The organism is Streptomyces sp. NPDC031132 (assembly GCF_055570595.1).
In genome coordinates, this window is record NZ_JBVIGX010000008.1 from 125,236 (window position 1) to 148,067 (window position 22,832).

The 22,832-nt window shown below is 72.2% G+C and carries 17 protein-coding genes; 4 read left to right on the plus strand and 13 right to left on the minus strand.

From position 1 onward, the window contains the following. Positions 1-132: 132 nt before the first annotated feature. The 3 genes from ACZ49B_RS14660 to ACZ49B_RS14670 all read right to left on the minus strand — a co-directional run bounded on the left by ACZ49B_RS14660 (position 133) and on the right by ACZ49B_RS14670 (position 4,642). Positions 133-2,136 carry a galactose-binding domain-containing protein gene (locus tag ACZ49B_RS14660; RefSeq protein WP_468305573.1) on the minus strand — a complete coding sequence of 668 codons (2,004 nt, stop codon included), beginning with the start codon at positions 2,134-2,136 and terminating at the stop codon, positions 133-135. A 339-nt stretch (positions 2,137-2,475) separates the two neighbouring features. Beyond that, on the minus strand, positions 2,476-3,669 hold the full coding sequence (locus ACZ49B_RS14665) for an amino acid aminotransferase (RefSeq protein ID WP_468305175.1): 1,194 nt from the start codon (positions 3,667-3,669) through the stop codon (positions 2,476-2,478). Then, positions 3,662-4,642, minus strand: a complete 981-nt coding sequence (locus ACZ49B_RS14670) for an EamA family transporter (protein ID WP_468305177.1) — start codon at positions 4,640-4,642, stop codon at positions 3,662-3,664. Before ACZ49B_RS14670 ends, ACZ49B_RS14665 begins: the two co-directional genes overlap by 8 nt. Positions 4,643-4,770: 128 nt before the next feature. On the opposite strand from ACZ49B_RS14670, the gene ACZ49B_RS14675 reads away from it, so the two are divergent. Further along, on the plus strand, positions 4,771-5,229 hold the full coding sequence (locus ACZ49B_RS14675; RefSeq protein WP_468305179.1) for an Lrp/AsnC family transcriptional regulator: 459 nt from the start codon (positions 4,771-4,773) through the stop codon (positions 5,227-5,229). A 66-nt stretch (positions 5,230-5,295) separates the two neighbouring features. Here ACZ49B_RS14675 and ACZ49B_RS14680 read toward each other — a convergent pair whose 3' ends face one another. Then, complete coding sequence (locus tag ACZ49B_RS14680; protein ID WP_468305182.1) at positions 5,296-5,721, minus strand: hypothetical protein; 426 nt, start codon at positions 5,719-5,721, stop codon at positions 5,296-5,298. A gap of 247 nt (positions 5,722-5,968) precedes the next feature. Here ACZ49B_RS14680 and ACZ49B_RS14685 point away from each other — a divergent pair, with 247 nt between their 5' ends. Then, positions 5,969-6,988: a serine/threonine-protein kinase gene (locus tag ACZ49B_RS14685; RefSeq protein ID WP_468305184.1), complete on the plus strand. Its 1,020-nt coding sequence runs from the start codon at positions 5,969-5,971 to the stop codon at positions 6,986-6,988. Positions 6,989-7,025: 37 nt separating this feature from the next. On the opposite strand, the gene ACZ49B_RS14690 is transcribed toward ACZ49B_RS14685, so the two are convergent. The 5 genes from ACZ49B_RS14690 to ACZ49B_RS14710 form a co-directional block, all read right to left on the minus strand. After that, positions 7,026-7,250, minus strand: coding sequence for a response regulator transcription factor (locus ACZ49B_RS14690; RefSeq protein WP_468305187.1), 225 nt, complete (start codon positions 7,248-7,250; stop codon positions 7,026-7,028). A 208-nt stretch (positions 7,251-7,458) separates the two neighbouring features. Next, entirely contained in the window at positions 7,459-9,894 is a 2,436-nt protein-coding gene (locus tag ACZ49B_RS14695; protein WP_468305190.1) for a SpoIIE family protein phosphatase, read from the minus strand. 130 nt (positions 9,895-10,024) lie between these two features. Further along, entirely contained in the window at positions 10,025-10,741 is a 717-nt protein-coding gene (locus ACZ49B_RS14700; protein ID WP_468305193.1) for a 4'-phosphopantetheinyl transferase family protein, read from the minus strand. A 10-nt stretch (positions 10,742-10,751) separates the two neighbouring features. Then, the gene (locus ACZ49B_RS14705) at positions 10,752-15,428 is read right to left on the minus strand and encodes a type I polyketide synthase (RefSeq protein WP_468305196.1); all 4,677 of its coding nucleotides are present in this window, start codon (positions 15,426-15,428) and stop codon (positions 10,752-10,754) included. Next, entirely contained in the window at positions 15,425-17,734 is a 2,310-nt protein-coding gene (locus ACZ49B_RS14710; RefSeq protein WP_468305199.1) for an MMPL family transporter, read from the minus strand. The genes ACZ49B_RS14705 and ACZ49B_RS14710 overlap by 4 nt, the downstream gene beginning before the upstream one ends. Before the next feature lie 341 nt (positions 17,735-18,075). Between ACZ49B_RS14710 and ACZ49B_RS14715 the strand changes: the two genes are divergently transcribed. Then, the gene (locus ACZ49B_RS14715; protein ID WP_468305202.1) at positions 18,076-18,501 is read left to right on the plus strand and encodes a hypothetical protein; all 426 of its coding nucleotides are present in this window, start codon (positions 18,076-18,078) and stop codon (positions 18,499-18,501) included. An 82-nt stretch (positions 18,502-18,583) separates the two neighbouring features. On the opposite strand, the gene ACZ49B_RS14720 is transcribed toward ACZ49B_RS14715, so the two are convergent. Beyond that, the gene (locus ACZ49B_RS14720; protein ID WP_468305204.1) at positions 18,584-19,336 is read right to left on the minus strand and encodes a hypothetical protein; all 753 of its coding nucleotides are present in this window, start codon (positions 19,334-19,336) and stop codon (positions 18,584-18,586) included. Positions 19,337-19,714: 378 nt separating this feature from the next. Between ACZ49B_RS14720 and ACZ49B_RS14725 the strand changes: the two genes are divergently transcribed. Beyond that, positions 19,715-20,137, plus strand: a complete 423-nt coding sequence (locus ACZ49B_RS14725; RefSeq protein WP_266669324.1) for a hypothetical protein — start codon at positions 19,715-19,717, stop codon at positions 20,135-20,137. Between the two features lie 78 nt (positions 20,138-20,215). On the opposite strand, the gene ACZ49B_RS14730 is transcribed toward ACZ49B_RS14725, so the two are convergent. The 3 genes from ACZ49B_RS14730 to ACZ49B_RS14740 all read right to left on the minus strand — a co-directional run bounded on the left by ACZ49B_RS14730 (position 20,216) and on the right by ACZ49B_RS14740 (position 22,831). Then, entirely contained in the window at positions 20,216-20,692 is a 477-nt protein-coding gene (locus tag ACZ49B_RS14730; RefSeq protein WP_468305207.1) for a VOC family protein, read from the minus strand. A 125-nt stretch (positions 20,693-20,817) separates the two neighbouring features. Further along, the gene (locus ACZ49B_RS14735; protein ID WP_468305210.1) at positions 20,818-21,573 is read right to left on the minus strand and encodes a class I SAM-dependent methyltransferase; all 756 of its coding nucleotides are present in this window, start codon (positions 21,571-21,573) and stop codon (positions 20,818-20,820) included. A gap of 55 nt (positions 21,574-21,628) precedes the next feature. Next, complete coding sequence (locus tag ACZ49B_RS14740) at positions 21,629-22,831, minus strand: aminotransferase class V-fold PLP-dependent enzyme (RefSeq protein WP_468305213.1); 1,203 nt, start codon at positions 22,829-22,831, stop codon at positions 21,629-21,631. Position 22,832: the final 1 nt, after the last annotated feature.

Genomic DNA, 22,832 nt, shown 5'->3' on the forward strand with positions numbered 1-22,832 from the left:
GGACGATAGAGAATCCAGACCCCCCTCCCCCCCCCCCCCCCCCCCCGTTCCCCCCCCCCCCCCCCCCCCCCCCCCCCCCCACCCCCCCCCCCCCCCCCCCCCCCCCCCCCCCCCCCCCCCCCCTCGGCGCCGTCAGCTGCTGTAGACGCCGACCTCGTGCAGGGAGTACCCCCACTGCGTGCCGCGCCCCGCCCCGTGGACGCGGACGTAGCGGGCGGAGACGCCGGCGAACTGCGCCGTGTCCAGGCCGCCGTCACCGGAAGCCGTGGACCACACCGTCTGCCAGTTCACGTCGTCCGTGGAGACCTCGATCCGGTACGACTTCCCGTACGCGCGCTCCCAGTCGAGGGTGACGCGCTTGACGAGGCCGGGGGATCCGAGGTCGATCCGGAGCCACTGGTCGTCGTTCCAGTCGCTCGCCCAGCGGGTGCTCGTGTTGCCGTCCACGGCCCGGCCGGGCGCATAGCTGACGAACGGGTTCCACTCGGCGGAGCTGGCCGAGGCGGGTGCGCCCGCGGCGAGGTTCACGCCGGCCTTGTGCTGCTCGGAGGCCCCCCAGGTGCGCAGGTAGGACTCGGCGCCCTTGAAGAGGTCGTCCACGACCCCCTGGCCGCCGACGAGCCGGATGTCCTCGATCCAGTCGGGGACCAGGCCGTAGTGCGCGGCGCCGTCGGTGTTCAGGTCCCAGGTGCGCCGCCCGGTGGTCTGCTTGTCGATGACGGAGCCGCCGTCGGTGCTGCGGAACGGGTACTTCACCGGGTTCGGGGTGTCGGCGCCGCGCGGGCCCGGCCAGCCGCCGACCCCGTTCATGTCCGTGCCGTACCCGTAGCCCACGTGGTACTTGTCGCGCAGCGCGTCCGTGCGCGCGGCCTCGGCGCTGAACCCCTCGGCGCCGTTCATGTACTGGGCCGCGAACCCGCCGAGCTTGTAGAGGCGCTCGGTCCAGCCCAGGTCCATCCAGCTGTGCGAGGAGATCACGCCCGGGTAGGACTCGGACTCGAGGATGTCGAAGGCCCGGCCCGCGGCCTTGACGCTCATGTGGTCGACCTCGAGCATCATCTTGCGTTTCATCATGCCGCGCACGGCGTACTCGCCGAGGTCGGTGAGCCCGCGGGTGTTGCACTGCGCGTCGGCCGCGTACGAGGGGACCGACACGCCCGCCGGCAGCTCCTTCTGCGCCGAAGGCGCCGGGGCCAGGCCGATCGGGTTGTCGTGCTGCGGGCCGGTGCACTGCTCGGTCTTCCAGAAGGTGCCGGTCGACAGGAACTGCCCCACGTTGATCGCCGTGCCCAGGGCGCCCCCGTCGAAGCGGACCCCGCACAGGGCGTTGTCGAACTTGTGGCAGAGGAACATGCTGCGGACGCCGATCCGGTGCAGTTCGTCGAGGCCGCGGTCGATGTCCTCCTTGCTGCACTGGGAGATGTCCAGGATCTGCTTGCAGCCGAACGGCTCGGAGGTCTCCACGCCCAGGACCACGGCCAGCTTGCCCTGCTTGATGACGTCGCGGGCCTGCGCGGAGTCCGTGACGATCCGGAACCAGCCCTTGCCCGGGCCGCCGTACATCTTGTCGATGTAGGCCTGCATGTCGTACGTCTTCTGCGCCTCGAGGCGGATGGCGGTCATCTCGTCGCAGCTGCGGTCCTTGAAGAAGTAGACCGAGCAGATCACCCCGTTGGTGACGAGGTCGTTGACGAGTACGCGCTGGCCGCCGCGCCAGGCCCGCTCGATCCAGGCGTAGTAGTTCTGCTGGTGGGTGAGCGAGTCGTGGGCGGGCCAGTCCTTGAACGTCGGCCAGCCGTTGGGGTCGTGCTTGCCGTCCCCGCCCTTGGTGATGAAGTCGAACACCGCGAGGGTGCCGTCGGGGTAGTGCTCCGGGCAGTCCTTGAGCGCCTCGGCGACCCCCTGGTCGGAGAACGCCTTGCCGCAGATGAGCCGGCCGCCGAAGCCCTCGTTGGACATGATGTGGTCGTGGGCGTCGACGAAGCCCCGCACCTGTCCCTGGGCGTCGGTGCCCTTGAAGGGCTCGCCGGTCACGTTGATCTGGGAGTCGGGCACGGGCCGCGCGCCGGGGTTCCACCAGCCGGGATCGCCCTCGGCGGCGGCGCCGGGTGCCGGGCCGAGGGCCATGGCCACCATGGCGAAGAGCAGGGCGAGCAGCGCGAGGGGCCTGCGCCTGGTGCGGGGGGCTCGGGTCATGGTCATCACTCACGTCATCGGGAGGCGGATGGCGCGGTCGAGGACGCAGACCGTCTGAGGGAGCCGGCTGATTGTCATGTCCCGCGCAGGCAGTGTGACGAGAATGGCTACCGGCGGTAACAGAGTCAAGAGTCCGGGACGGATGACCTGATCGAATGTCAGGTGTGGTGCGAGGCGCCCGGGAGGGGATCGGGGATGGCGCAACCCGCCGCGGCCACCGCCCTGGCGGCAGCCGTGCGCGGGCGCCGGAACCCCGGCGCCCGCCACGGATGCGCGGGACTATTCGGCGCCCTCGCCGAGGACCGCCGCGATGCCCTGCGCGAGGCAGGGGATCCGGTGGGCCGGGATCCCCGCGATGTTGATCCGCCCCGCGGTCGTCCCGTAGATCGCGAACCCGCTGCGCAGCCGGAGCATCTGACGCGCGGTGAGCGGCAGCATCGAGAACATGCCCTTCTGCCGCGCCAGCACATCGGCCTGCGCGTCCCAGCCCAGCGCGGACAGCTCGGAGGCCAGACCCTTCCGGTTGTCCTCGATCCGGGTCCGCATCCCGTCCAGCTCCGCGCGCCACAGAGCCCGCAGCCCGTCGTCCTCGAGGATCGCCGTCACCACCGCGGCGCCGTGCTCCGGAGGCATCGAGTAGAGGGTGCGCGCCGCGTTCTGCAGCGCCGTCTCCACGTGCCGCAGCGACTGGCGCGATGAGCCGAGCACGACCGCACAGCCGGTCCTGTCGCTGTAGAGCCCGAAGTTCTTCGAACAGCTGATGGCGACCAGCATCTCCGGCACCCGCTCCGCGAGCAGCCGCGTGGCGGCCAGATCGGCCTCCAGTCCGTCGCCGAGCCCGTGGTACGCGAGGTCCACGAACGGCACCCAGCCGGCCCGCGCGGCCAGCTCGGCCACGGCCTCCCAGTCCTGCGCGGACGGGTCGACCCCGGTGGGGTTGTGGCAGCAGCCCTGGAGCAGGACGACGTCGTCGCGCCGCGCCTCCCCGAGGTCGCGCAGCATGCCCGCCGTGTCGAAGCGGCCCTCGGCATCGACCCAGCCGTACGTCCGCACGGTCAGCCCGGCGGCCTCGAGGATGGGCCGGTGGTTGACGTACGCGGGATCACTGATCCAGACCGTCGTGCCCGGCCGGGTGCGGCAGATGAGATCGGCCAGCAGCCGCAGCGCGCCGCTGCCCGCGACCGTCTGGACGGCCACGGCCCGCTCGGCCGCCGCGCCGGAGCCCAGGACCAGCGACAGCATCGCCCGGTTGAAGCCGGCGTTGCCGGAGAGCCCCCGGTACTCCTTGGACGCGGAGTGCTCCGCCAGGCGTATCTCGGCCTCGCGGACGGCCGCCATGACCGGGGTGCCGCCCGTCTGGTCGCGGTAGACGCCGAGGACGAGGTTCAGCCGCTCGGGCCGCGCGTCGGCGCCGTACGCCTCGGTCAGGTCCCACAGCGGGTCGACGGGCGGCGGCAGGAGGAGCTCAAGCATGGACGGGAACCTCGGGCTCGGGGCGGGTACGGGTACGCGGGCGCCGGTTGGCGAGGGCCACGCCCGCGGTGATGAGGGGGACGCCGACGAGCACGGCCAGGGTCGGCGACTCGTCGAGCAGGGGAATGGCGAGCAGGACCACGGCGACCGGGCTGAGGCTGCCCACGGTGGAGCTGCGCTCCGCGCCGAGGCTGCGGATGGCGAAGGCGTACAGCAGGCCGGCGCACAGGCCGACGCCCAGCCCCTGCACCACCAGGAACAGGGCGATGTCGCTCCCGGCCGCCGAAGCCAGGCCGGTCGGCAGCACCCCGGTCAGGACCAGCAGGGCCATCACCGCGAACGAGGGCAGGCACAGCAGGCCGATCGATCCGACGGGATCGAGGTCCACCTCCTTCAGCCCGACCGTGTACAGGGCCCACAGTCCGCTGGCGACGAGCAGGATCCCGGCGCCGGCCAGCACCTGCGTGTTCAGCGGGACGACGTGGCGCCAGACCAGCGCGACCACGCCGACCGCGATCAGCCCGAGCCCGGCCGCCTGCGTGCCCCGGGGCGCGCCGCGGCCGCCGGCGACCATGAGCGCGGAGACGAACAGCGGGACCATCCCGGGGACGATCGAGCCGACGAACGCCGCCGAGGTCAGGGAGCCGCCGTACATCGCGGCCAGGAAGAACGGCACTCCCGCACCGCAGGCGATCTTGAGCGCGGCGGCCGGGCGCACGGCGGCGATCCGCCGGCGCCGCCGCCACAGTGCGGGCGCCAGGACGAGCAGCGGAACGCCGAAGCGCAGCAGGGCCGCGTCGGCGGGCAGCAGGGAGGAGGCGCTCAGGGCCCGGGCGCTGAGAGCGAAGGCCGCCCAGATCAGCACGGTCACCACCAGGGCCAGGGTGCCCCGGGCCTGCGGGGAGAGCCCGGAGCGGCCTGTGGACCGGGCCGGTGGGGGCGCCGTCGCGGGCGCGGCGTTCGTGGTGACCAAGGGGGTTCCTCCAGCCTCAGGGGGCCGGATCCGGCCATGGAGCAACGCTAGATCCTTTGCCGGGGCAGCCGATTGCCAGTTCTGCCTCCCAGGCATACGTTTGAGGCAGAATCTGCCAAGGAGTGGTGATGGACGCAGTCGATCTGCAGATCGTCCGTGAGTTGCAGGCCGACGGACGGCTGTCCAACCAGGACCTCGCCGACCGGGTCCGGCTGTCCCCTTCGCCCTGCCTGCGCCGGGTGCGGCGCCTGGAGGAGGCCGGCCTGATCCGCGGCTACACGGCCATGGTCGACCAGGTCGCCTTCGGCCTGCCGATCACCGTCTTCGTCCGGATACGCCTTGACCGGCACACGAAGGAGGCGGTCAGGGTCTTCGAGGAGCACGTCGCGGTCATCGAGCACATCCAGGACTGCTACCTGATGGCCGGAAGCAGCGACTACCTGCTCCGCGTGGTCATCGAGAGCCTGGAGGCGTACGAGGCCCTGGTGCGCCACCGGATCCATGCCATCCCCGGCATCGCGTCGATCGAGTCGAGCTTCGCGTTCGGCAGCGTGAAACAGTCCCGGGTCTACCCGAGCCCCACGTGACGCGCGGACGCCGGAGAGGCTGTGGGCCTCTCCGGCGTCCGCGGGGGTGGGGGCGATTTCCTGCCCTCAATTGGCGAGCTTCTGCTTCAGGTTTTCCTTGAGCTGCAGCTTGATGTTCTGCTTGTTCACCTGGCCGCCCGTGCCGGTGCCGTCGCCGCCCACGGCGGTGGCGTCGCCGGTGTTGACCGCGTCGGCGCTGGCGTTGCCGCCGCGGGCGTCGCCGGTGGTGACCTCGCAGCCGCCCTCGCAGTTGCCGACGCCGGAGTTGGCACTGCCGCCGGTGGCGGTTCCGCCGACCGTGGTGTTCTCGGCGTTGGCGTCGCCGCCGGTACCGATGCCGTCGGCGCTGTCGTCCTGGAGGAGGCTGACGGCCTGCTGCGGGGCGGCGACGGGTGCGGCCATGGCGGTCGCCGGCAGTGCGATGCCACCCCCGACCAGCGCGAGGGAAGCTCCGGCCAGAACGATGCGACGGGTCGTGAAAAGCTCGAACATGGTAATTCTCCATTCGGAATAAGAAAGGGCTGGTAAACCGTCTCCGGGAGTTCCCGGTGAGGGCGTACTTCAAATAAACCCGACGGGAGAACACCCGTCACGCCACTCGAACACGTGGCTTGACGCCGAGAGTCGATCTTGGTAGACCGGGCGCTCGGGTGGATCGCTGGATAGAATTTCCGTAGGAAAGAGCGGCCCGTCGCTTCGGCGAGCCGTCGCCAGGTCGGCCGGGTGAGGGTGGTGCCTGATGGGCACGGCATCGGACTTGAGCCTCTATGCGGGCCGCCCCTCCGGCCTGATCGGGAAGCAGATCGCGGGTTACCGCGTCGAGCGGATGATCGGCCGCGGCGGCATGGCCGTCGTCTACTGCGCGCGGGACCTGAACCTGGACCGCATGGTGGCGCTCAAGCTGATCGCCCCGGAACGTGCCCGCGACGAGACGTTCCGGCGCCGCTTCACCCGGGAGTCGCGTGTCGCCGCTTCGATCGACCACCCGCACATCGTGCCGATCTTCGAAGCCGGTGAGACCGACGGCGTCCTGTACCTCGCCATGCGCTACGTCTCCGGCCTGGACCTGCGGGCCATGCTGGACCGGGACGGTCCGCTCCCCGTCGCGACCGCCGTGCGCATCGCGGCGCAGGTGGCCTCGGCCCTCGATGCGGCCCATGAGCACGATCTGGTGCACCGGGACGTCAAGCCCGGCAACATCCTGATCGCCCCGGGCACCGACAGCGACCACCCCGAGCACGTCTATCTCACGGACTTCGGACTGACGAAGAACGCGCGGTCGGCCACCGGAATCACCACCACGGGCGAGTTCCTCGGCACGCTCGGCTACATGGCCCCGGAGCAGATCTCCGGCCGGTCGCTGGACGGCAGGTGCGATCTCTACAGCCTCGCGTGCGTCGTGTACGAGACCCTCGCGGGCGGACCGCCCTTCGAGCGCGACGAGGATGCGGCGCTGCTGTGGGCGCACCAGTACGACCCCCCGCCTCCGCTGACGGAGCGGCGGCCGGGAATGCCGCCCGCCGCCGACGACGTCCTGGCCAAGGCCCTGGCGAAGATCCCCGAGGACCGCTACGACTCCTGCCTGGAATTCGTCGCGGCCCTGCGCGTCGCCACCGCGACCGGTGTCCCCCAGCTCGCCGATCGGCCGCCCGAGGGCGGAACGCAGCGGACCGGACCCGAACCGGAGGATCCGGTGAAGGCACCGGATCCTCCGGCCTGGGCCCGGCCGGTCTTCGCGCGCCCGTCGGGCGCCCTCTAGGTCATTGCGCTCGGTACGAGCGGCTGGCGGTCGGGGGTCACAGCCCCATGGAGATGGCCAGTCGGGTGAGCTCGGCGGTGCTGTTGATGCCCAGCTTGGCGCGGATGCGGCGCAGGTAGGCGTCGACGGTGTGCTTGGAGAGTCCCATGTGGCGGGCCGTCTGCAGGTAGGTGCGGCCGGCGGCGATGTGTCCCAGTGCCTCCTGCTCGCGCGGGGCGAGGGCGGTGGTCTCGGTCTGGGGGGTGGTGAGGGTGAGGCTCATGGGATTTCCCTCCGACGGATCGGATCGGTCATCTCTGCTCGCGCCCTCGGAAGCAGGTGGACATGTAGTCGAATGTCCGGTTTGTCCTGCTTAAAATCCTGCGCCCGCACCTTCACGACGGTGTCCGTCGACTGTCACAGGCGTGTGACAGGGACCGTCTTCCCGTACGTCCGCGCCCGCCCGCACCACCCCGCCGTGCTCGCCGGCCTCAGAACCCGATGAGGGACTGCTCGGCCCAGATGGTCTTGCCGATCGGGGCGTGCCGGGTGCCCCAGCGCTGGGCGAGCTGGGCGACCAGCAGCAGGCCCCGCCCCCCCTCGTCGAAGGTCCGGGCACGCCGCATGTGCGGGGCCGTACTGCTCGTGTCGGAGACCTCGCAGATCAGGGTGCTGTTCTCGTGGATCAGCCGCAGCTGGATGGGCGGCTCGCCGTAGCGGATGGCATTGGTGACCAGCTCGCTGACCAGGAGCTCGGTGACGAACGCGGCCTCCTCGAGCCCCCAAGCCGCCAGCTGGTCGGTGGTGCTGCGGCGGGCCTGGGCGACCACGGCCGGGTCGGGGGACAGGTCCCAGACGACGACCTTGTCGGAATGCAGTGCCCGGGTCCGGGCGACGAGCAGGGCGACGTCGTCATCGGGACGGTGGGTCAGCAGGGCGGTCAGTACGCGGTCGCACACCGTTTCCAGCGTGGTGGCGGGACGGGTGAGGGCCGCGAACATGTTGTCCAGGGCCTCGTCGATGTCGTGCTCACGGGCTTGCAGCAAGCCGTCGGTGTACAGGGCGAGGATGCTGCCCTCGGGAAGCTCGACCTCGACCGTCTCGAAGGGCAGGCCTCCCAGACCCAGCGGCGGGCCGGCCGGGACGTCGAGGAGGTAGACGGAGCCTTCCGGGGAGACCACGGCGGGCGGGGGGTGGCCGGCCCGGGCGACGGTGCAGCGGCAGGTGACCGGGTCGTAGACCACGTACAGGCAGGTGGTGCCGATGCCCCCCGCGGCTTCCCCGACGCCGCCCCCGTCGGCCTCGTCGGCGGACAGGTGGATGATGAGGTCGTCGAGGTGGGTGAGCAGCTCGTCGGGCGGCAGGTCGACGTCGGCCAGGGTACGGACCGCGGTGCGCAGCCGGCCCATGGTGGCGGCGGCGCGGATGCCGTGGCCGACGACATCGCCCACGACCAGCGCCACCCGTGCACCGGACAGCTGGATCACGTCGAACCAGTCGCCGCCCAAGCCGGCCGCGGTACCCGCGGGCAGGTAGCGGGAGGCGATCTCCAGCGCCGCCTGGGTGGGCAGCGTGTGCGGCAGCAGGCTGCGCTGCAGCGTCATCGTGGTGGTGTGCTCCCGGGAGGACCCGCGCGCGTCGTGGATGCTGACGGCCGCCCTGGTCGCGAGCTCCTCGGCCAACCGCAGGTCCTCCGGCAGGAACGGCTCACCGCGCCGGTGACGGCCGAAGACGGCCACGCCGAGCGTGACGCCGCCGGCTCGCAGCGGGACCACCATCACGGAGTGGGTCCCGTACTCGCTGACCCACGCGGCGGCCCTCTCGTCCTCGGCCACCCATTGGGCCAGGACCGGGTCGGTCGGCCCGTACACGGCGCCGCGCCCTGTGGCCAGACACTCGGCGGGCGGCGACAGCGACGGGTAGCTGGTCGCCTCGCCGACCGCGACACGGGACTCCGGGTTTCCTTCGAGGACCGACCGCACAGCGGTACGGCACACGGTGACCGGCCCCGAGGCGGGGCCGGCGGCCGGCTCGTCACCCTGCGGGGGAGGGTCCAGCAGGTCGACGAACGCGAAATCGGCCAGCCGGGGGACGGCCACGTCGGCCACCTCCTGCGCGGTGCGGGCGGTGTCCTGGGCGGTGCCGATGCGGGCGTCCGCAACGTCCGGCACCAGGATCCGCTGCCGGTCGCCCTCGCTCGTGGTCCTCTCGTGCGCGGCCAAGGACACGGCACGCACCCGCCCGTCCGGGTCGCACAACGGGGCGAGCGAGGTCGCCCAGCCGTGCTCCGGGCCGGTGCCCATGGAACGGATGAAGGTGTCCAGGTACTGCGCCTCACCGGTCTCCAGGACGAGGCGCATCCTCGCCTCGGTCTCGTCGCTCACGGGATCGGGCGCGATTTCCGGCAGCCGCAGCCCGCGCATCTCGGCTTCCGTGAGGGACAGCGTGTGCTCCATGCCGGCGTTCGCCCGGACCAGCCGCAGGTCCGCACCGAAGATGGCCAGGAAACAGGGGGACTGGGTGAACGCCCATTCCTTCAGCGGTTCGCCCCAGGGCGTGCCGGGCCCGCTCGGAACGGCGGACACCACGAGCCACCGGGCGGTCGCGTCGGTGGACGTCAGGCGGTGCGCGAGGAGTGCCAGTTCCATCCGCCGGCCGTCCCGGTGGCGCACCGCCACGGTGCCGCTCCACCGCTCCTGGCCGGCCGGGAACCGGGCCGCATCGGCTCCGAGGTCGTCGGCGAGCAGTTCTGCAGCGGGCACCCCCACGACCTCGGACGGGGCGTAGCCCAGCAGCCGACGGGCATCGTCACTCCACTCCGTCACGATGCCCTGCTCGCTGATGGTGGCCGTGGCCGTGTATGCCGACTCGAGGGAGGCGTTCGTTTCCTCCGGCCGCTCACCAGGAAAGCTGGGAAGTTGCTCCATCGCCGCTCATCTCGCCCTCGCTAGTTCCTCTGCCGCAGTCCACGGCAACCCCTGCACGGCCAGGCGCTCCACTGACAAGCATCATCCGGCAGGGCAAGGAGCACCAACGCAGTGCTGCCAAGGGGGGCGCTCAGCCGGCCGGCCCCGAGGAGAGGGCCGCAGGGACGCTCGGTGACGGGGCGGGGTGCGCGAGGACGAGGGCGAGGACCGCATCGCCCGCCTGCCACACCATCGCGCGGCGCCGTCCGCCGAGTACGGGAGGCCGAAGGCCGAGGATCCGGACGCGGCGCGGAGCGTCGCCGAAGATGCCGCTCCGGTCGGCCTTGACCGCGGCTTCCTTCAGCGCCCAGGCGCCTGCCACGACATCAGGCCGGTCCGTACCGATGAGGACGAGCTCCGCCGGGGAGAAGGCGTGGTCCCCGACACGGCGGACCGCGGCCGCCGATTCCGTCCCGCACAGGTCGACCCCGACCGGTTGCGGTGCGAGGGCCGCGGCGACGTACCGGGCGGTGTGGCTGATGGAGAGGTCCAGCGTCGGCACCGGGCTGCCGCCGACGGCGACGTACGGACTGCCGTCGTCCCGCGGAAGGATCTCCACGTCGTCCGCCGCCGCGCCGACGGCTTCGCCGACCAGGCGCTTGGCGAGCACACGGCCGGCCACCCACTCGGCCTGCCGCCACACCGGCAGCGCCTGGACCACGCGCCGTTCGGCCGGTGAGAGGTGGGCCGGGAGGAGCGGTGGGACGGGCGCCGCCCGCCCCGGGCCGGGGCGGTGGGCCACGACGAGCCCGGCTCCGCCCCATCGGTGGACGTGGCCCGGCGTGATGGCCGGGAAGGTGGTGTACATGGCAGCGGGGTCAGGCGGCCACGGCCTGGTCCAGGTTCCGCAGCTCGTACTCCAGCGCGGTCACGGCGTGACGGATCTGGTCGGAGGTGTGGTCACAGGTGACGAAGAAGCGCAGCCGGGCCATTTCCTCGGGTACGGCCGGGTAGAGGATGGGATTGACGCTGATGCCCTGCTGGAACAGGGCCTCGGCGAGCCGCAGGGTCTTCATCGAGTCCCCGACGATGCACGGGACCACCGGGGTGTCCTGACTGTCCCCGACGTCGATGCCCGCATCGCGCGCGAGGCGGACGAACAGCGCGGCGTTCTCCGCAAGCCGCGATACGCGCTGCGGCTCGGCACGCAGCAGCCGCAGGGCGGTCAGCGACGCGGCGGTGTCGGCCGGGGTCATACCGGCGCTGTAGACGAAACCCGGAACGGTGTAGCGCAGGTACTCGACGACCGCGCGGCTCCCGGCGACGTAGCCGCCGCTGCTCGCCAGCGCCTTGGACAGCGTGCCCGACCACAGGTCGACGTCCGAGCGGTCGGTGCCGCAGTACTCGCCGATGCCCCGCCCGGTCGCGCCGATCGTCCCGATGCTGTGCGCCTCGTCGATCATCAGCAGCGCGCCGTGCCGGCGCTTGACCTCGACGAGGGCGGGCAGGTCGGCGATGTCGCCGTCCATGCTGTACACGCCCTCGATGACGACGAGGACCCGCCGGTACTGGTGGCGGACCTGGCCGAGGATGGCGTCGAGGGCGGCTGCGTCGTCGTGCGGGAACGGCCGCCGGGTCGCGCCGGAGAGCTTGCAGCCCTGCAGGATGCTGTCGTGGGCGAGGGAGTCGTGGATGACGAGGTCCCCGGGTCCGACGAGGTGCCCGATCACGGTGACGTTGGTGGCGTGCCCGTTGGCCAGGGTGATCGCGGAATCGCATCCGAGCAGGCCGGCGAGTTCCGTCTCGAGCTCCAGGTGGAGCGGACGGCTGCCGGACAGCAGGCGGCTGGCGGACACCGACGTCCCGCACCGTGCGATCGCCTCCTTGGCCGCCGCGGTCACCTGGGGGTGCGTGGCCATGCCCAGGTAGTTGTAGCTGGAGAACGAGACGAGTTCCCGGCCGTCGACGACGGTCGTGTCCGTGATGCCGCCCTCGTGGACGAGGAAGTACGGATTGGGCAGCCCCGTCCGGGCGAGCGCGGCGAAACGCTCACCGTGGGCGGCGACCTCCGGGAAGCACTCGATGCGCGTCTGCTCCTCGGGCAGCGGGGCGGCAGCCGGTGCAGCCGGTGCAGCCGCGGGCAGGTCGGCGGGCGGCGCGGGCGGGGCTTCGTGGTCCTGGTCGGCGCGCTGTACGGGGGCGGCCGCCGGCGCGGCGTCGGCGGAGCCGCCCGCGATCAGCGCGGCGATCCTCCCGACGGTCGGCCGGTCGGCAGCCGTTTCGTCGAACGTCCACTGCGGCCACTGCCGACGCAGGGAGGTGAACAGATCGGTCAGCATGAGCGAGTCGAAGCCGAGATCGTCGATCAGCAGCCGGTCGTTCCCCAGTTGCCCCACCGGGAACGCACTGATCCGGGCCACGTGCGCGCGCACGGCGTCGGTGACGTCGTCGATGCCCCGGGCCGGCGAAGGCTCTTCGTCGGCGGGGACGGCCGTCGTGGCGGGCACGGGTACGGCCACGGGTACGGGTTCTGCGGTCGCCGGGGCGCTGATCTGTGGCGCGGGGTGCTGCACAGGCAGCGTCCCGGAGAGGCGATCGAGCAGCGTTGCCTGCTGCCGGACCAGCTGGAGCAGTTCGTTCACCGGGTCGTTTCCGGGGTCGTTCACGGAGTCGGTCACGGGGTCGTTGACGGGGGCGTTCACCGAGTTCTCCTGGGGCGGTGCGGGCTGGGGCGGGAGGGTGGCGGCGGGCGTGTCCTGCTGTGCGGCGCGCCGGCCCCGCACCCAGTACGACTGGGTGTCGAGCCCGGCCACCGGCAGATCCAGCAGGCGGCGGGCTTCCCCGGGAACCAGGGCGCGCGGGTCGACCGGGGCGCCCAGGACCGCGAGCCGGGCGAGGGCCCGGACGAAGCCGCGCCCGCCGTCCGGGGCGGCCTCTGCGGCGGGGACGGCGTGGACGTCGTCGTGCCCGGTGAGGTTGCGGCGGACCGAGGTGAGCAGCGAGCTGCCGCCGGTGATCTGGAGGAAGACGCGGGCCCCCTGCTCGTACGCGGTCCGGACGGCATCGCCGAAGCGGACCGGCGCGGAGGCGTGCCGGGACCACAGCTCGCGCAGCCGGTCGCCGTCGGTGCAGACCGCCGCGTCCACGGAGGACACGAACGGCAGGACGGGGCTGCCGAGGGGTCGGTCGGCGAGGTACGCGCCCAAGGCCTCGTCGGCGTCGGCGAACTGCGGGGAGTGGAAGGCCCCCGACACCTCGAGGGGCAGCGTGACGACCCCGGCCTCGGCACACGTGCGCCGCAGGACGGCGAGCCCGCGCAGCGAGCCGCTGACCACGAGCTGCCGCGGCTGGTTGAAGCAGGCGAGCCAGACGTCGTCGATGCCGGCCATGAGCCGGCGGCAGGTCTCCTCGTCGCCCTGTACGGCGAGCATCCCGCCCCGGGAGCCGGTCTCGGCCCGTCGGAGGGCTGCGCCCCGGTGGCCCAGGAGCCGGACGGCGGCCTCGTCGGTGAGGGCTCCGGCCGCCGCGGCCGCGGCGAACTCACCGACGCTGTGGCCCAGGGTGAGGTCCGGCGCGAGGCCGCAGTCGGCGAGGAGGCGGGTGGCGGCGATCTGGACGGTACCGAGCAGCGGCTGGCACACGTCGGTGGCGGCGAGCCGCTGCCTGAGCTCCCGGTCGTCGCCCTCGCCGGCCGAGGCCTCGCCGTACAGCAGCTCGGTGAGGTCGAAGCCGATGTTCCGCCGGGCCACGGCGCCGAGGGCGTCGACCGTGGTCCGGAAGCCGGCGAACCTCTCGTAGAGGTCCTGCATCATGCCCGGCCGCTGACTGCCCTGCCCGGGGAAGAGGAAGGCGATGCGACGCTCGGCGGGCGGCAGGGGAGCGTCGGCGGCGAAGGCGCCGTCGCCGAGGTCGCCCCGGGCGCCGTCGGCGAGCTGCCGGCGGGCCTCGCGCAGCCGCCGGACGAGTTCGTCCGTGTCGGCGGCGACGATCGCGAGCCGGGCGGTCAGCGGCTCACGCGCGCCCAGGGTGTGGGCCACGGCGGCCACCGGCGGGCGGTCCGCCGTGTCGAGTGCGTCGAGAACGTCGCCGATGTGCTGGTCCAGCAGCTCAGGGTTTCCGGCCGAGAGCAGGACGAGCTGGGGTCCGGTGACTTCGGCGGATTCGGCGGGGTGGCCGACGGCAGGTGCGGGCTGCTCCTCCAGAACCACGTGGACGTTCGTGCCACCGAAACCGAACGAGCTGAGGGCGGCGCGCCGCGGGGTGCCCGTGGCCCGAAAGGGCCGTGCGGTGTCGGCGAAGCGCAGGCCCGCGGAGGCGATGCCCAGGTCCGGATGGGGGGTGATCTCCGGCTGCGGCACGATCGTGCGGTGGTGGACGACCAGGGCCGTCTTGATCAGCCCCGCGATGCCCGCCGCGGACAGCGAGTGCCCGATGAGGGCCTTGCCCGCCCCGAGGTAGCACAGCGCGGGGTCGTCGTCGGGGAACTCGGTGCGCAGTCGGCGCAGCGCCTCCACCTCGGCACGGTCACCGATGGCGGTGCCGGTGCCGTGGGCCTCGATGAATCCCACGGACGAGGGGGCGACCCCGGCGTCGTCGTAGGCCCGGCGCATGGCGCGCAGCTGGCCTTCGGGAGTGGGGGTCAGCGGTCCGGGAGACGCGCCGTCGTTGGCCGAGCCGATGCCCTTGATCACCGCGTAGACGCGGTCGCCGTCGGCGAGGGCGTCCGCGAGCGGCCGTATGACGACGGCGCCGGAGCCCTCGCCGAGGACGAACCCGTCGGCCGCCTCGTCGAACGGGCGGCACACGCCGGTCGCGGACAGTGCGCGGAGCTTGGAGAAGCCGACCAGGCTGTCGGGCGTGAGGTTGAGGTACACGCCGCCGACGACGGCGATGCGGCAGGCGCCCCGGCTCAGCTGCGCGATCGCCTGGTCGAGGGCCACCAGTGAGCCGGAGCAGGCGGCGTCGACGGCGAAGCTGGGGCCGCCGAGGTCGAACTGCCGGCTGACCGTGCCCGCCGCCATGTTGAGGAGGCTCCCGGGCAGCGTGAAGCTCTGGACGGTGCCGAGCTGTGCTGCCTGTTCCCTGGCGGCGTCGAGGCCGCCGGGGTGGTCGGCTGCGGGCGACTCGTCGGCCAGGGCGAGGACCCGGAGGGGGGCCGCCATGAGGTCCTTGTAGTCGGACACCGATATGCCGAGGAAGACGCCGGTGTTCTCGCGGTCGAAGTCGCCACGGCCCAGCCCGGCGTCGTCGAGGGCCTCGCGGGCGACGTCGAGCATCAGCCGGTGCTGCGGGTCCATGGCCCGGGCGCGTGCGGGGGGCACTCCGTAGTGCGCTGCGGCGAACTGGTCCACGGCATCCAGGAACGCGACCTGGTCGGTGTACGCGGCATGGGGGGCCGAGGTGTTGTCGGGCTCGTGGAAGGTGCCGTGGTTCCAGCGGTCCGCCGGGACGGCGGAGAACTGGCGTTCCCCACTCAGCAGGAGCTTCCAGTAGGCGCGGATGTCGGGGGCGCCGGGGAAGCGGCAGCCGAGTCCGGTGATGGCGATGTCGGTCATGACGGGTCTTCTTCCATTTCGTGGTGCCCCGGGCGGACGGCGACCAAGGCGGTGGGGACGGGCTCTGCACCGTGGGAGTCAGCGGTGCGAGGTGGTGGGGGCAGGAGGGGCGGCACGGACGGAGGGGCATCCCTGCCGGCCGGGCCCGGCCGGGGAACGGACGCCGGATGCGGCACCTTGCGCCCGAGCGGCCAGGGCGCCCACCAGTTCAGGCCGCCCGCCAGGCGCATGAGCGCCGGCACGAGGACGCCCCGCACGAGCGTGGCGTCGAGGAGGACGCCGAGCCCTGCGCCGATTCCGAAGAACTGCAGGAGCGAGACCTGGGAGGTGCCGAAGCTCAGGAGCGTGAACGCGAGGAGGGAACCGGCGGTCGTGACGATGCCGCCCGTGTGGGCTATGCCCGTGACGATCGAGCCGACGTTGTCCTGCCCGGCCTCGTGAGCCTCCTTGATGCGCGCGAGGACGAACACCTCGTAGTCCACCGAGAGCCCGAAGACGATGCAGAACAGCAGCACCGGCATGGTCGTGCTGAGGGGTCCGGGCGTGAAGTGGAGCAGGTGCTGCAGATGGCCCGTCTGGAAGACCCACACCATCGCGCCGAGTACGGCCGCGAGGCTCAGGGCGTTCAGCGCGATGGCCTTCAGCGGCAGCAGCAGGCTGCGGGTGAAGCCGAGCAGCAGCACGAACGTGGTGAGGGTGATCAGGGAGAGCGCCAGCGGAAGCCGGTCTCCCACGGTGGCCTTGGCGTCGACCAGGACCGCGCTCGGTCCGCCGACGAGGACGTCGGTGCCCGCCGGGGCGGGAGTCGCGCGGACGGCGTGCACGAGCTGCTGGGCTGCGCGCGACTGGGGGTCCGCCTGCGGCACCACGGAGATCCGGGCCGGACCGTCGCCGGCGGGCCTGGCCGCGGATCCGGCAGCGCCGGAGACCGCCGCCCTCGCACCGTGCCGGAAGCTGCCTTCGGGCCCCACGACCTGGGCGACCTGCGGGAGCTCGGACAGCCGGCGGGCGTAGTCCTCACGGGCCGGCGGGGTCGCCTCACCCGTCATGACGACCGTGAGCGCACTCGGGCCGTTCGTGTCGAACGCACCGCGCACCAGGTCCCCGGTCTGACGGCTGGACGAGCTCGGGGGCAGCGCCCGCTCGTCAGGGGTGGCGAAACCGGCGTGCGCGAAGGGTGCGGCGAGCGCCACGAGGAGACCGATCACCGGCAGCGCCGCGATCAGCGGGCGGCGTACGACGATCCGCGCTAGCCCCCGCCAGAAGCGTGACTCCGAGCCGGCGTGGGCCCGGCGGCGCCAGGGCACGGCCCAGGCGTTCACCCGCTTTCCGAGCAGCGCGAGCAGGGCCGGCAACACGGTGACGGCGCTCACCGCGGCGATCGCCACCACGGCGATGCCCGCGTAGGCGAAGGAGCGCAGGAAGTACGGCGGGAACACCAGCAGCGTCGCGAGCGCGGCGGAGACCGTGGCGGCACTGAAGAGGATCGTGTGGCCCGCGGTGCGCACGGTCCGTAGGGCGGCGCTGCGCGGACCGTGTCCGTCGGCCAGCTCCTCGCGGAACCGGGAGACGATCAGCAGCCCGTAGTCGATGCCCAGCCCCAGGCCGAGCGCGGTGGTGAGGTTCAGCGCGAACACGGACACGTCGGTGACGGCGCCGAGCACGCTCAGGACCAGCAGCGTCCCGGCGATGGCCAGTACCCCGATCAGCAGGGGCAGAGCCGCGGCGACCACACTTCCGAACACCAGGACCAGCAGGATCAGGGTTCCCGGCAGGACGACGGCCTCGGCCCGCTTCAGGTCGGACTCGGAGAGGTCCTGGAGCTCGGTGTCGATGAGCGCGGGTCCTCCCACGTGCACCGTGAGGGCCGTCGTGGCGGCCGTCGGGGTGGTCAGCTCCTTGCTCAGCTGCCTGACCCGCGTCCCGAGCTGTTCGCCCTCACCGTCCACGTGCGCGACGAGCATGGCCGCGTGTCCGTCCCGGCTGCGCAGCTCCGCCGCGTTGCCGGTCCAGTACGAGGTCACGGCGCTCACGTGCGGTTCTGTACGGAGGCGTCCGGTCAGGGCCTCGCCCGCACTCCGGGCCGCCGGGGCGTCGACGGAACCGCCGCGGGCCTGCGCGACGACGACCAGATTGGGGGACGCCCCCAGGTGCTCGGCCACCACGCGGGTGGCGCGGCTGGATTCCGATCGCGGATCGTCGTACCCCTGCGTCTTCAGCCGGCCGGTCGCCTCTGCACCGAACACGGCGGACAGCAGGAGGAACACGAGCGCGGCAAAGAGGACGAGCCGTGGTCGGCGGGTCACGAAGACCCCTGTGCGACGGGACATGAATGCTGCCTCCGGTCCGGATGGTGTTTCGCTCCTGCTCGTGAGCAGGACGGTCGATTTCCACCGTGCCGGGAGGAGGGAGGGGGCCATAGCCCCGGCTATTCGTCACTTGACAGGAGCCGCTTCGTACGGGGCCGGGAGAGTTCGCACCGGCATGGCGGCGGCCGCCTTCTAGCAAGATCGGTTCTGGGCGTCAAGTCACGTGTTCGAGTGGCGTGACGCAGGTTCTGCCGTCGGGTTTATTTGGAGTACGCCCTCACCGGGGATCTCCCGGGGACGGTTTACCAGCCTTTTCGCATCCCGAATGGAGAATTCTCATGTCTGAGCGTTTTTGGACCCGTCGTATCTTCCTGGCCGGAGCTTCCGTTGCGCTGGTCGGTGGTGGCATCGCCCTGCCGGCGACCGCCATGGCCGCCCCGACCGCCGCCCCGCAGCAGGCCGTCAACCTGCTCCAGGACGACAGCGCCGACGGAATCGGTACCGGCGGCGACGCCAACGCCGAGAACACGACCGTCGGCGGCGAGGCCGAGGGCGGCGCGGCCTCCACCGGCGTCGGCAACTGCAAGGGCAAGTGCGTGATCACCACGGGCAACGCCCGCGGCGGTGACGCCAGCGCCGATGCCGTCAACACCGGCGACGCCACCGCCGTCGGCGGCGACGGCAAGGGCACCGGTGGGCAGGTGAACAAGCAGAACATCAAGCTGCAGGTCAAGGAGAACCTGAAGGCGAAGCTCGGCAAGTGAGGGCGGACCACCGCCCCGATCACGACGGACGCCGGAGAGGCCCACAGCCTCTCCGGCGTCCGTTTCGTTCTTCTCCGGCTCGTCAGCCGTTGCCGCCCGTGGCCGTCGCGTCACCGGTCACGGCCGTTGCGTTGCCGCTGTTGAGGGCGTCGGCGCTGGCGGCGCCACCCGTCGCGGCACCCGTGGTGATGGTGCACCTGCCGATGCAGGTGCCGACCCCGGAGTTGGCGTTGCCGCCGGTGGCGGTGCCGCCGACCGTGGTGTTCGCGGCACTGGCGTTGCCGCTGACGGCGCTGGCGTCACCCCCCGTGCCCTTGTCGCCGTCACCCATGGCCCGCGTGCCCTGCCCGACCGAGTTCATGGCGTTGTACGTGCCGCTCAGGACCTCACCGCTCACGGCGGTGTTGACGCTGTCCTGGCACAGACCGCTGCACACGTTGAACGCGCCGTCACCCACGGCGGTGTTGGTGCTGGTGCCGCAGAGGCCCACGCACTCGTTGAACGCGCCGGCCCCCACGGTGGTGTTGGCGCTGCCGTCGCACAGCCCCCGGCACACGCCGGAGGAACCGTCGCCCACGGCCGTGTTGGTGCTGTCGTGGCAGATGCCCTCACACACGCCGGAGGTGCCGTTGCCTGCGGCGGTGTTGGTGCTGTCGTGGCAGATCCCCCTGCACACGGACGGTGCGCTGTCCGTTGCGGCAGTGGTGATGCCGGCGTAGCCGTACTGGGGGGATGCCGGTGCGGCCATCGCGGTCGCCGGCAGGGCCACGACGCCGGTCAGTGCCACGGAGGCCGCGGCCAGCACGATACGACGGGTCCAGGAACGCTCGTTCATCGGAATTCTCCGGGATTCTTGTGCGAGGTCTTCGCCTGTGGCCAAGCAGGCGGGCGCTGAGGCTGCCGGTCGGATACGCCCGGTGCTGTGCAGACGCCGGGGATCCCTGGGCTTATGCGTGGTTGACGTTAGCGTGTGGATCATGCCGCGAGCAGGATCTGGCGAAGCGCGGCGTGTTCCCGGCGCTGCTCGCTATCAAGATCGGTTCTCGGCGTCAAGTCACGTGTTCGAGTGGCGTGACGCACGCTCTCCCGCAGGGTTTATTTGAAGTGCGCCCTCACCGGGGAACGCCCCGGAGAAAACGAAGCCGGAACACATCACCGGAATTTTCCGCGGGGCGGAATGCGAACCTTTTTTGATACCGAATGGAGAATTCCCATGTCTGAGCGTTTCTGGACCCGTCGTATCGTTCTGGCCGGAGCTTCCGTGGCGCTGATCGGCGGCGGTGTCGCGTTGCCGGCGACCGCGATGGCCGCGCCGACCGCCGCCCCGCAGCAGGCCGTCACGCTGCCCCAGGACAGCGCGGACGGCATCGGCGTCGGCGGCAACGCCAATGCCGAGAACACGACCGTCGGCGGTACCGCCCGGGGCGGCGGCGCCTATGCCGGCGTCGGCAACTGCGAGGGCGGGTGCACGGTCACCACCGGCGTCGCCCGCGGCGGCAACGCCAGCGCAGACGCCGTCAACACCGGCGACGCCACCGCAGTGGGCGGCAACGGCACCGGCACCGGCGGCACCGTCACCACGCAGGACATCAAGCAGGAGGTCCTGCAGAACCTGAAGGCGAAGCTCGCCCACTGAGGGCCGACAGCCCCCGCAGCCCCACACGCGGACGCCGGAGAGGCCCACAGCCCCTCCGGCGTCCGCATGTCCGGTGGCTCAGCCGCCGTCCTGCATGGTCTCCAGGGCCTCCTTGGCCCGCTTCTCCATCTCCTCCGCGGAGATGTCCGCCACGTGCGTGGCGATGTTCCAGCGGTGGCCGAAGGGGTCTTCGAACTGCCCGGTGCGGTCGCCGTAGAACTCGTCCTTGACCGGCGACACCTCCGTGGCGCCGCGGGAGAGGGCCTCGGCGAAGACGGCGTCGACGTCCTCGACGTACACGTGCAGGGTGACGGGCGTGCCGCCCACCGACTTCGGCGAGCGGAATCCGATCTCCGGGTACTCGTCGGCGAGCATGATGACCGAGTTGCCCAGCTCCAGCTCGGCGTGGCCGATCCTGCCGTCGGGCGCCGGCATCCTCATGCGCTCGGTCGCGCCGAGCACGGACACGTAGAAGTCGATCGCGGCTGCGGCTCGGTCGGTACAGAGGTACGGCGTGACCCGCGGGCGTCCCTCGGGAATGGGTTTGACGGCCACCGGGCTCCCGCCCTTCCGAACAGTGGCGATCACCGCCGACCGCCGTCTGCGACCACTGATATCCCTCTCCCGCAGGCCACGCCCCGGCGCCGCGCGGCACCCCCGCACCGGTTGCCCCGAAGGGGTCAGCGGACCGCGACCACCACGTGGCTGTTGCCGAACTGCCAGACGGTGCCGACGTGCTCGAAGCCCGCCTCGCGCAGCAGTGCGAGGTGGTCGGTGAGCGTCAGGTCGTTGCCCTCGCACCGCGGGTGGGTGCGGCGGTCCCGGGTGGCGAGGAGGGGCGTCAGCTCGGGGTCGGCCCGCACTCCCGACCACCACGACTCCCAGTCCTCGTGCGCCAGGGCCTGCTGGCGCTCGGCGCGCCGCCGGCCGATGTCGACGGCGAGCTCGTGGACCTTGGGGGAGTCCGGTTCCAGATGGTCGCCGTTGACGAGGACCCCGCCGGGCCGGATGCACTCCGCCAGCTCCACGTACGTCCGCCGCAAGGTGTCCTCCCCGAGGTAGTGCAGGGCCGTCGTCGAGACGGCGGCGTCCACCGGGCGGTCCAGCGCGAGCCCGTCGAGCCACCCCGGCTCACCGATCGAGGCCTCGGCGAAGCGCAGGGCCGCCCCGTGGTGCGCCCGCCCGAGTTCCAGCAGCAGCGGATCGGCGTCGACGCCCACGACCTCGGCGGCGGGCATGCGCTCCGCCAGACGGGCGGCCAGCGACCCCGGCCCGCATCCCAGGTCGACGAGGAGGGGAGCCGCGCAGCCGGCCGTCACGCGTTCGACCACGTCGGAGATGACGGTGAACCGCTCCTCGCGGTCGACCGCGTAGCGCTGCTGCTGCCGCTCCCAGCGTTCCACCCACCGGCCGGCCGCGATGGTGTGCACGTCCATGTTTCTGTCCGCTCGTGCCTCTGCCGTTCTCACGGCCTTGAACTCCACATGAAAATCATTGCAGACTGGCGAGGGTGGTGAGCAATGCCTCGATCTCCTCGGCCGTGTTGTACACGTGCAGGCTCACCCGCACCGATCCGTCCTTCACCTCGGTGCCCGCCTGACAGTGTCCGTCGGAACGGACCATGAACCCGTGGCTGTAGAGGATGAACCCGAGATCGCGGGATTCGATCCCGCGGTGCCGGAACGCCACGATGCTCCGCCGCCGTTGGACCTCGGAGCCGGCCGCCAGGCTGGAGCGGCAGCCGAGCACCTCGTACGCGTCCAGCCGACTCAGGCCGTCCGTCAGCCGCGCCGCCAGCGCCACCGTCCACGCCTCGATCCGGTCCGTGCCGGCCGCGTCGAGCCAGTCGAGCGCGGCCGTCAGGCTCGCGATGCCGACGGTGTTCGGGGTGCCGGGCCAGCCGCCCGGACGCAACTCCGGCCCGCGTCGGCCACGGGCCCAGACCGCGCCGGTACCCGGCAGCGCCAGCGCCTTGTGCCCGGAGAACACCACGAAGTCCACGTCGAGTCCGGCGACGGAGAAGGGCAGGTGACCGATGCTCTGCGCGGCGTCGAGGCAGATCGGGACGTCCGGCCCGACCGCCCGGCGGATCCGGTGCACGTTCATGTCGGCGCCGTAGACGTGGTGCACATGGGTGGCCGCGACGAAACGGGTGCGGGGGCCCGTCGAGGCGGTGAGTGCCGCCGGATCGTAGTCGCCGGAGCCGTCCTGGTACGGCAGCTCCCGGACCACGATCCGTACGCCCTGCCGGGCCAGCAGCTCCCGTACCTCCAGCCACGGCGACAGGTTCGCCTCGTGGTCGGCGAACGGGACGACGATCTCGTCCCCGTCGGCGAGCCGGCCCGCCAGCCAGTCCAGGGCGACGGTCCGCAGCCCCTCCGAGGCCCCGCTGGTGAAGTGCACCGAAGACCGGTCCGGCTCGGGATCGCCCAGGAACTCCTTGACCCGGGCGCGGGCCCGCTCCACCGCGGCCGTCGTCGCATTGGCCCAGGGGTACGAGCCGCGGCCCGCGTTGGCGTTGGAGGTGGTGAGGTAGTGCTGCACGGCGTCCAGCACGGCCTGCGGCTTCTGCGCGGTCGCCGCACTGTCCAGGTAGGCCAGCCCCGGGTTCGCCATGATGATCGGGAACTGGGCGCGCAGCGGGCGCTGCCAGGAGCGCAGCTCCTCGAGAGGATCGGTGTCGGCACCGGCCATG

What these genes read in the sequence shown, in the direction of transcription:
- ACZ49B_RS14660 (WP_468305573.1), bottom strand. Translation starts at nt 2,136, where the DNA reads ATGGTGGCCATGGCCCTCGGCCCGGCACCCGGCGCCGCCGCCGAGGGC.
- ACZ49B_RS14665 (WP_468305175.1), bottom strand. Translation starts at nt 3,669, where the DNA reads ATGCTTGAGCTCCTCCTGCCGCCGCCCGTCGACCCGCTGTGGGACCTG.
- ACZ49B_RS14675 (WP_468305179.1), top strand. Translation starts at nt 4,771, where the DNA reads ATGGACGCAGTCGATCTGCAGATCGTCCGTGAGTTGCAGGCCGACGGA.
- ACZ49B_RS14680 (WP_468305182.1), bottom strand. Translation starts at nt 5,721, where the DNA reads ATGTTCGAGCTTTTCACGACCCGTCGCATCGTTCTGGCCGGAGCTTCC.
- ACZ49B_RS14685 (WP_468305184.1), top strand. Translation starts at nt 5,969, where the DNA reads ATGGGCACGGCATCGGACTTGAGCCTCTATGCGGGCCGCCCCTCCGGC.
- ACZ49B_RS14690 (WP_468305187.1), bottom strand. Translation starts at nt 7,250, where the DNA reads ATGAGCCTCACCCTCACCACCCCCCAGACCGAGACCACCGCCCTCGCC.
- ACZ49B_RS14695 (WP_468305190.1), bottom strand. Translation starts at nt 9,894, where the DNA reads ATGGAGCAACTTCCCAGCTTTCCTGGTGAGCGGCCGGAGGAAACGAAC.
- ACZ49B_RS14700 (WP_468305193.1), bottom strand. Translation starts at nt 10,741, where the DNA reads ATGTACACCACCTTCCCGGCCATCACGCCGGGCCACGTCCACCGATGG.
- ACZ49B_RS14705 (WP_468305196.1), bottom strand. Translation starts at nt 15,428, where the DNA reads ATGACCGACATCGCCATCACCGGACTCGGCTGCCGCTTCCCCGGCGCC.
- ACZ49B_RS14715 (WP_468305202.1), top strand. Translation starts at nt 18,076, where the DNA reads ATGTCTGAGCGTTTTTGGACCCGTCGTATCTTCCTGGCCGGAGCTTCC.
- ACZ49B_RS14720 (WP_468305204.1), bottom strand. Translation starts at nt 19,336, where the DNA reads ATGAACGAGCGTTCCTGGACCCGTCGTATCGTGCTGGCCGCGGCCTCC.
- ACZ49B_RS14725 (WP_266669324.1), top strand. Translation starts at nt 19,715, where the DNA reads ATGTCTGAGCGTTTCTGGACCCGTCGTATCGTTCTGGCCGGAGCTTCC.
- ACZ49B_RS14735 (WP_468305210.1), bottom strand. Translation starts at nt 21,573, where the DNA reads ATGGACGTGCACACCATCGCGGCCGGCCGGTGGGTGGAACGCTGGGAG.
- ACZ49B_RS14740 (WP_468305213.1), bottom strand. Translation starts at nt 22,831, where the DNA reads ATGGCCGGTGCCGACACCGATCCTCTCGAGGAGCTGCGCTCCTGGCAG.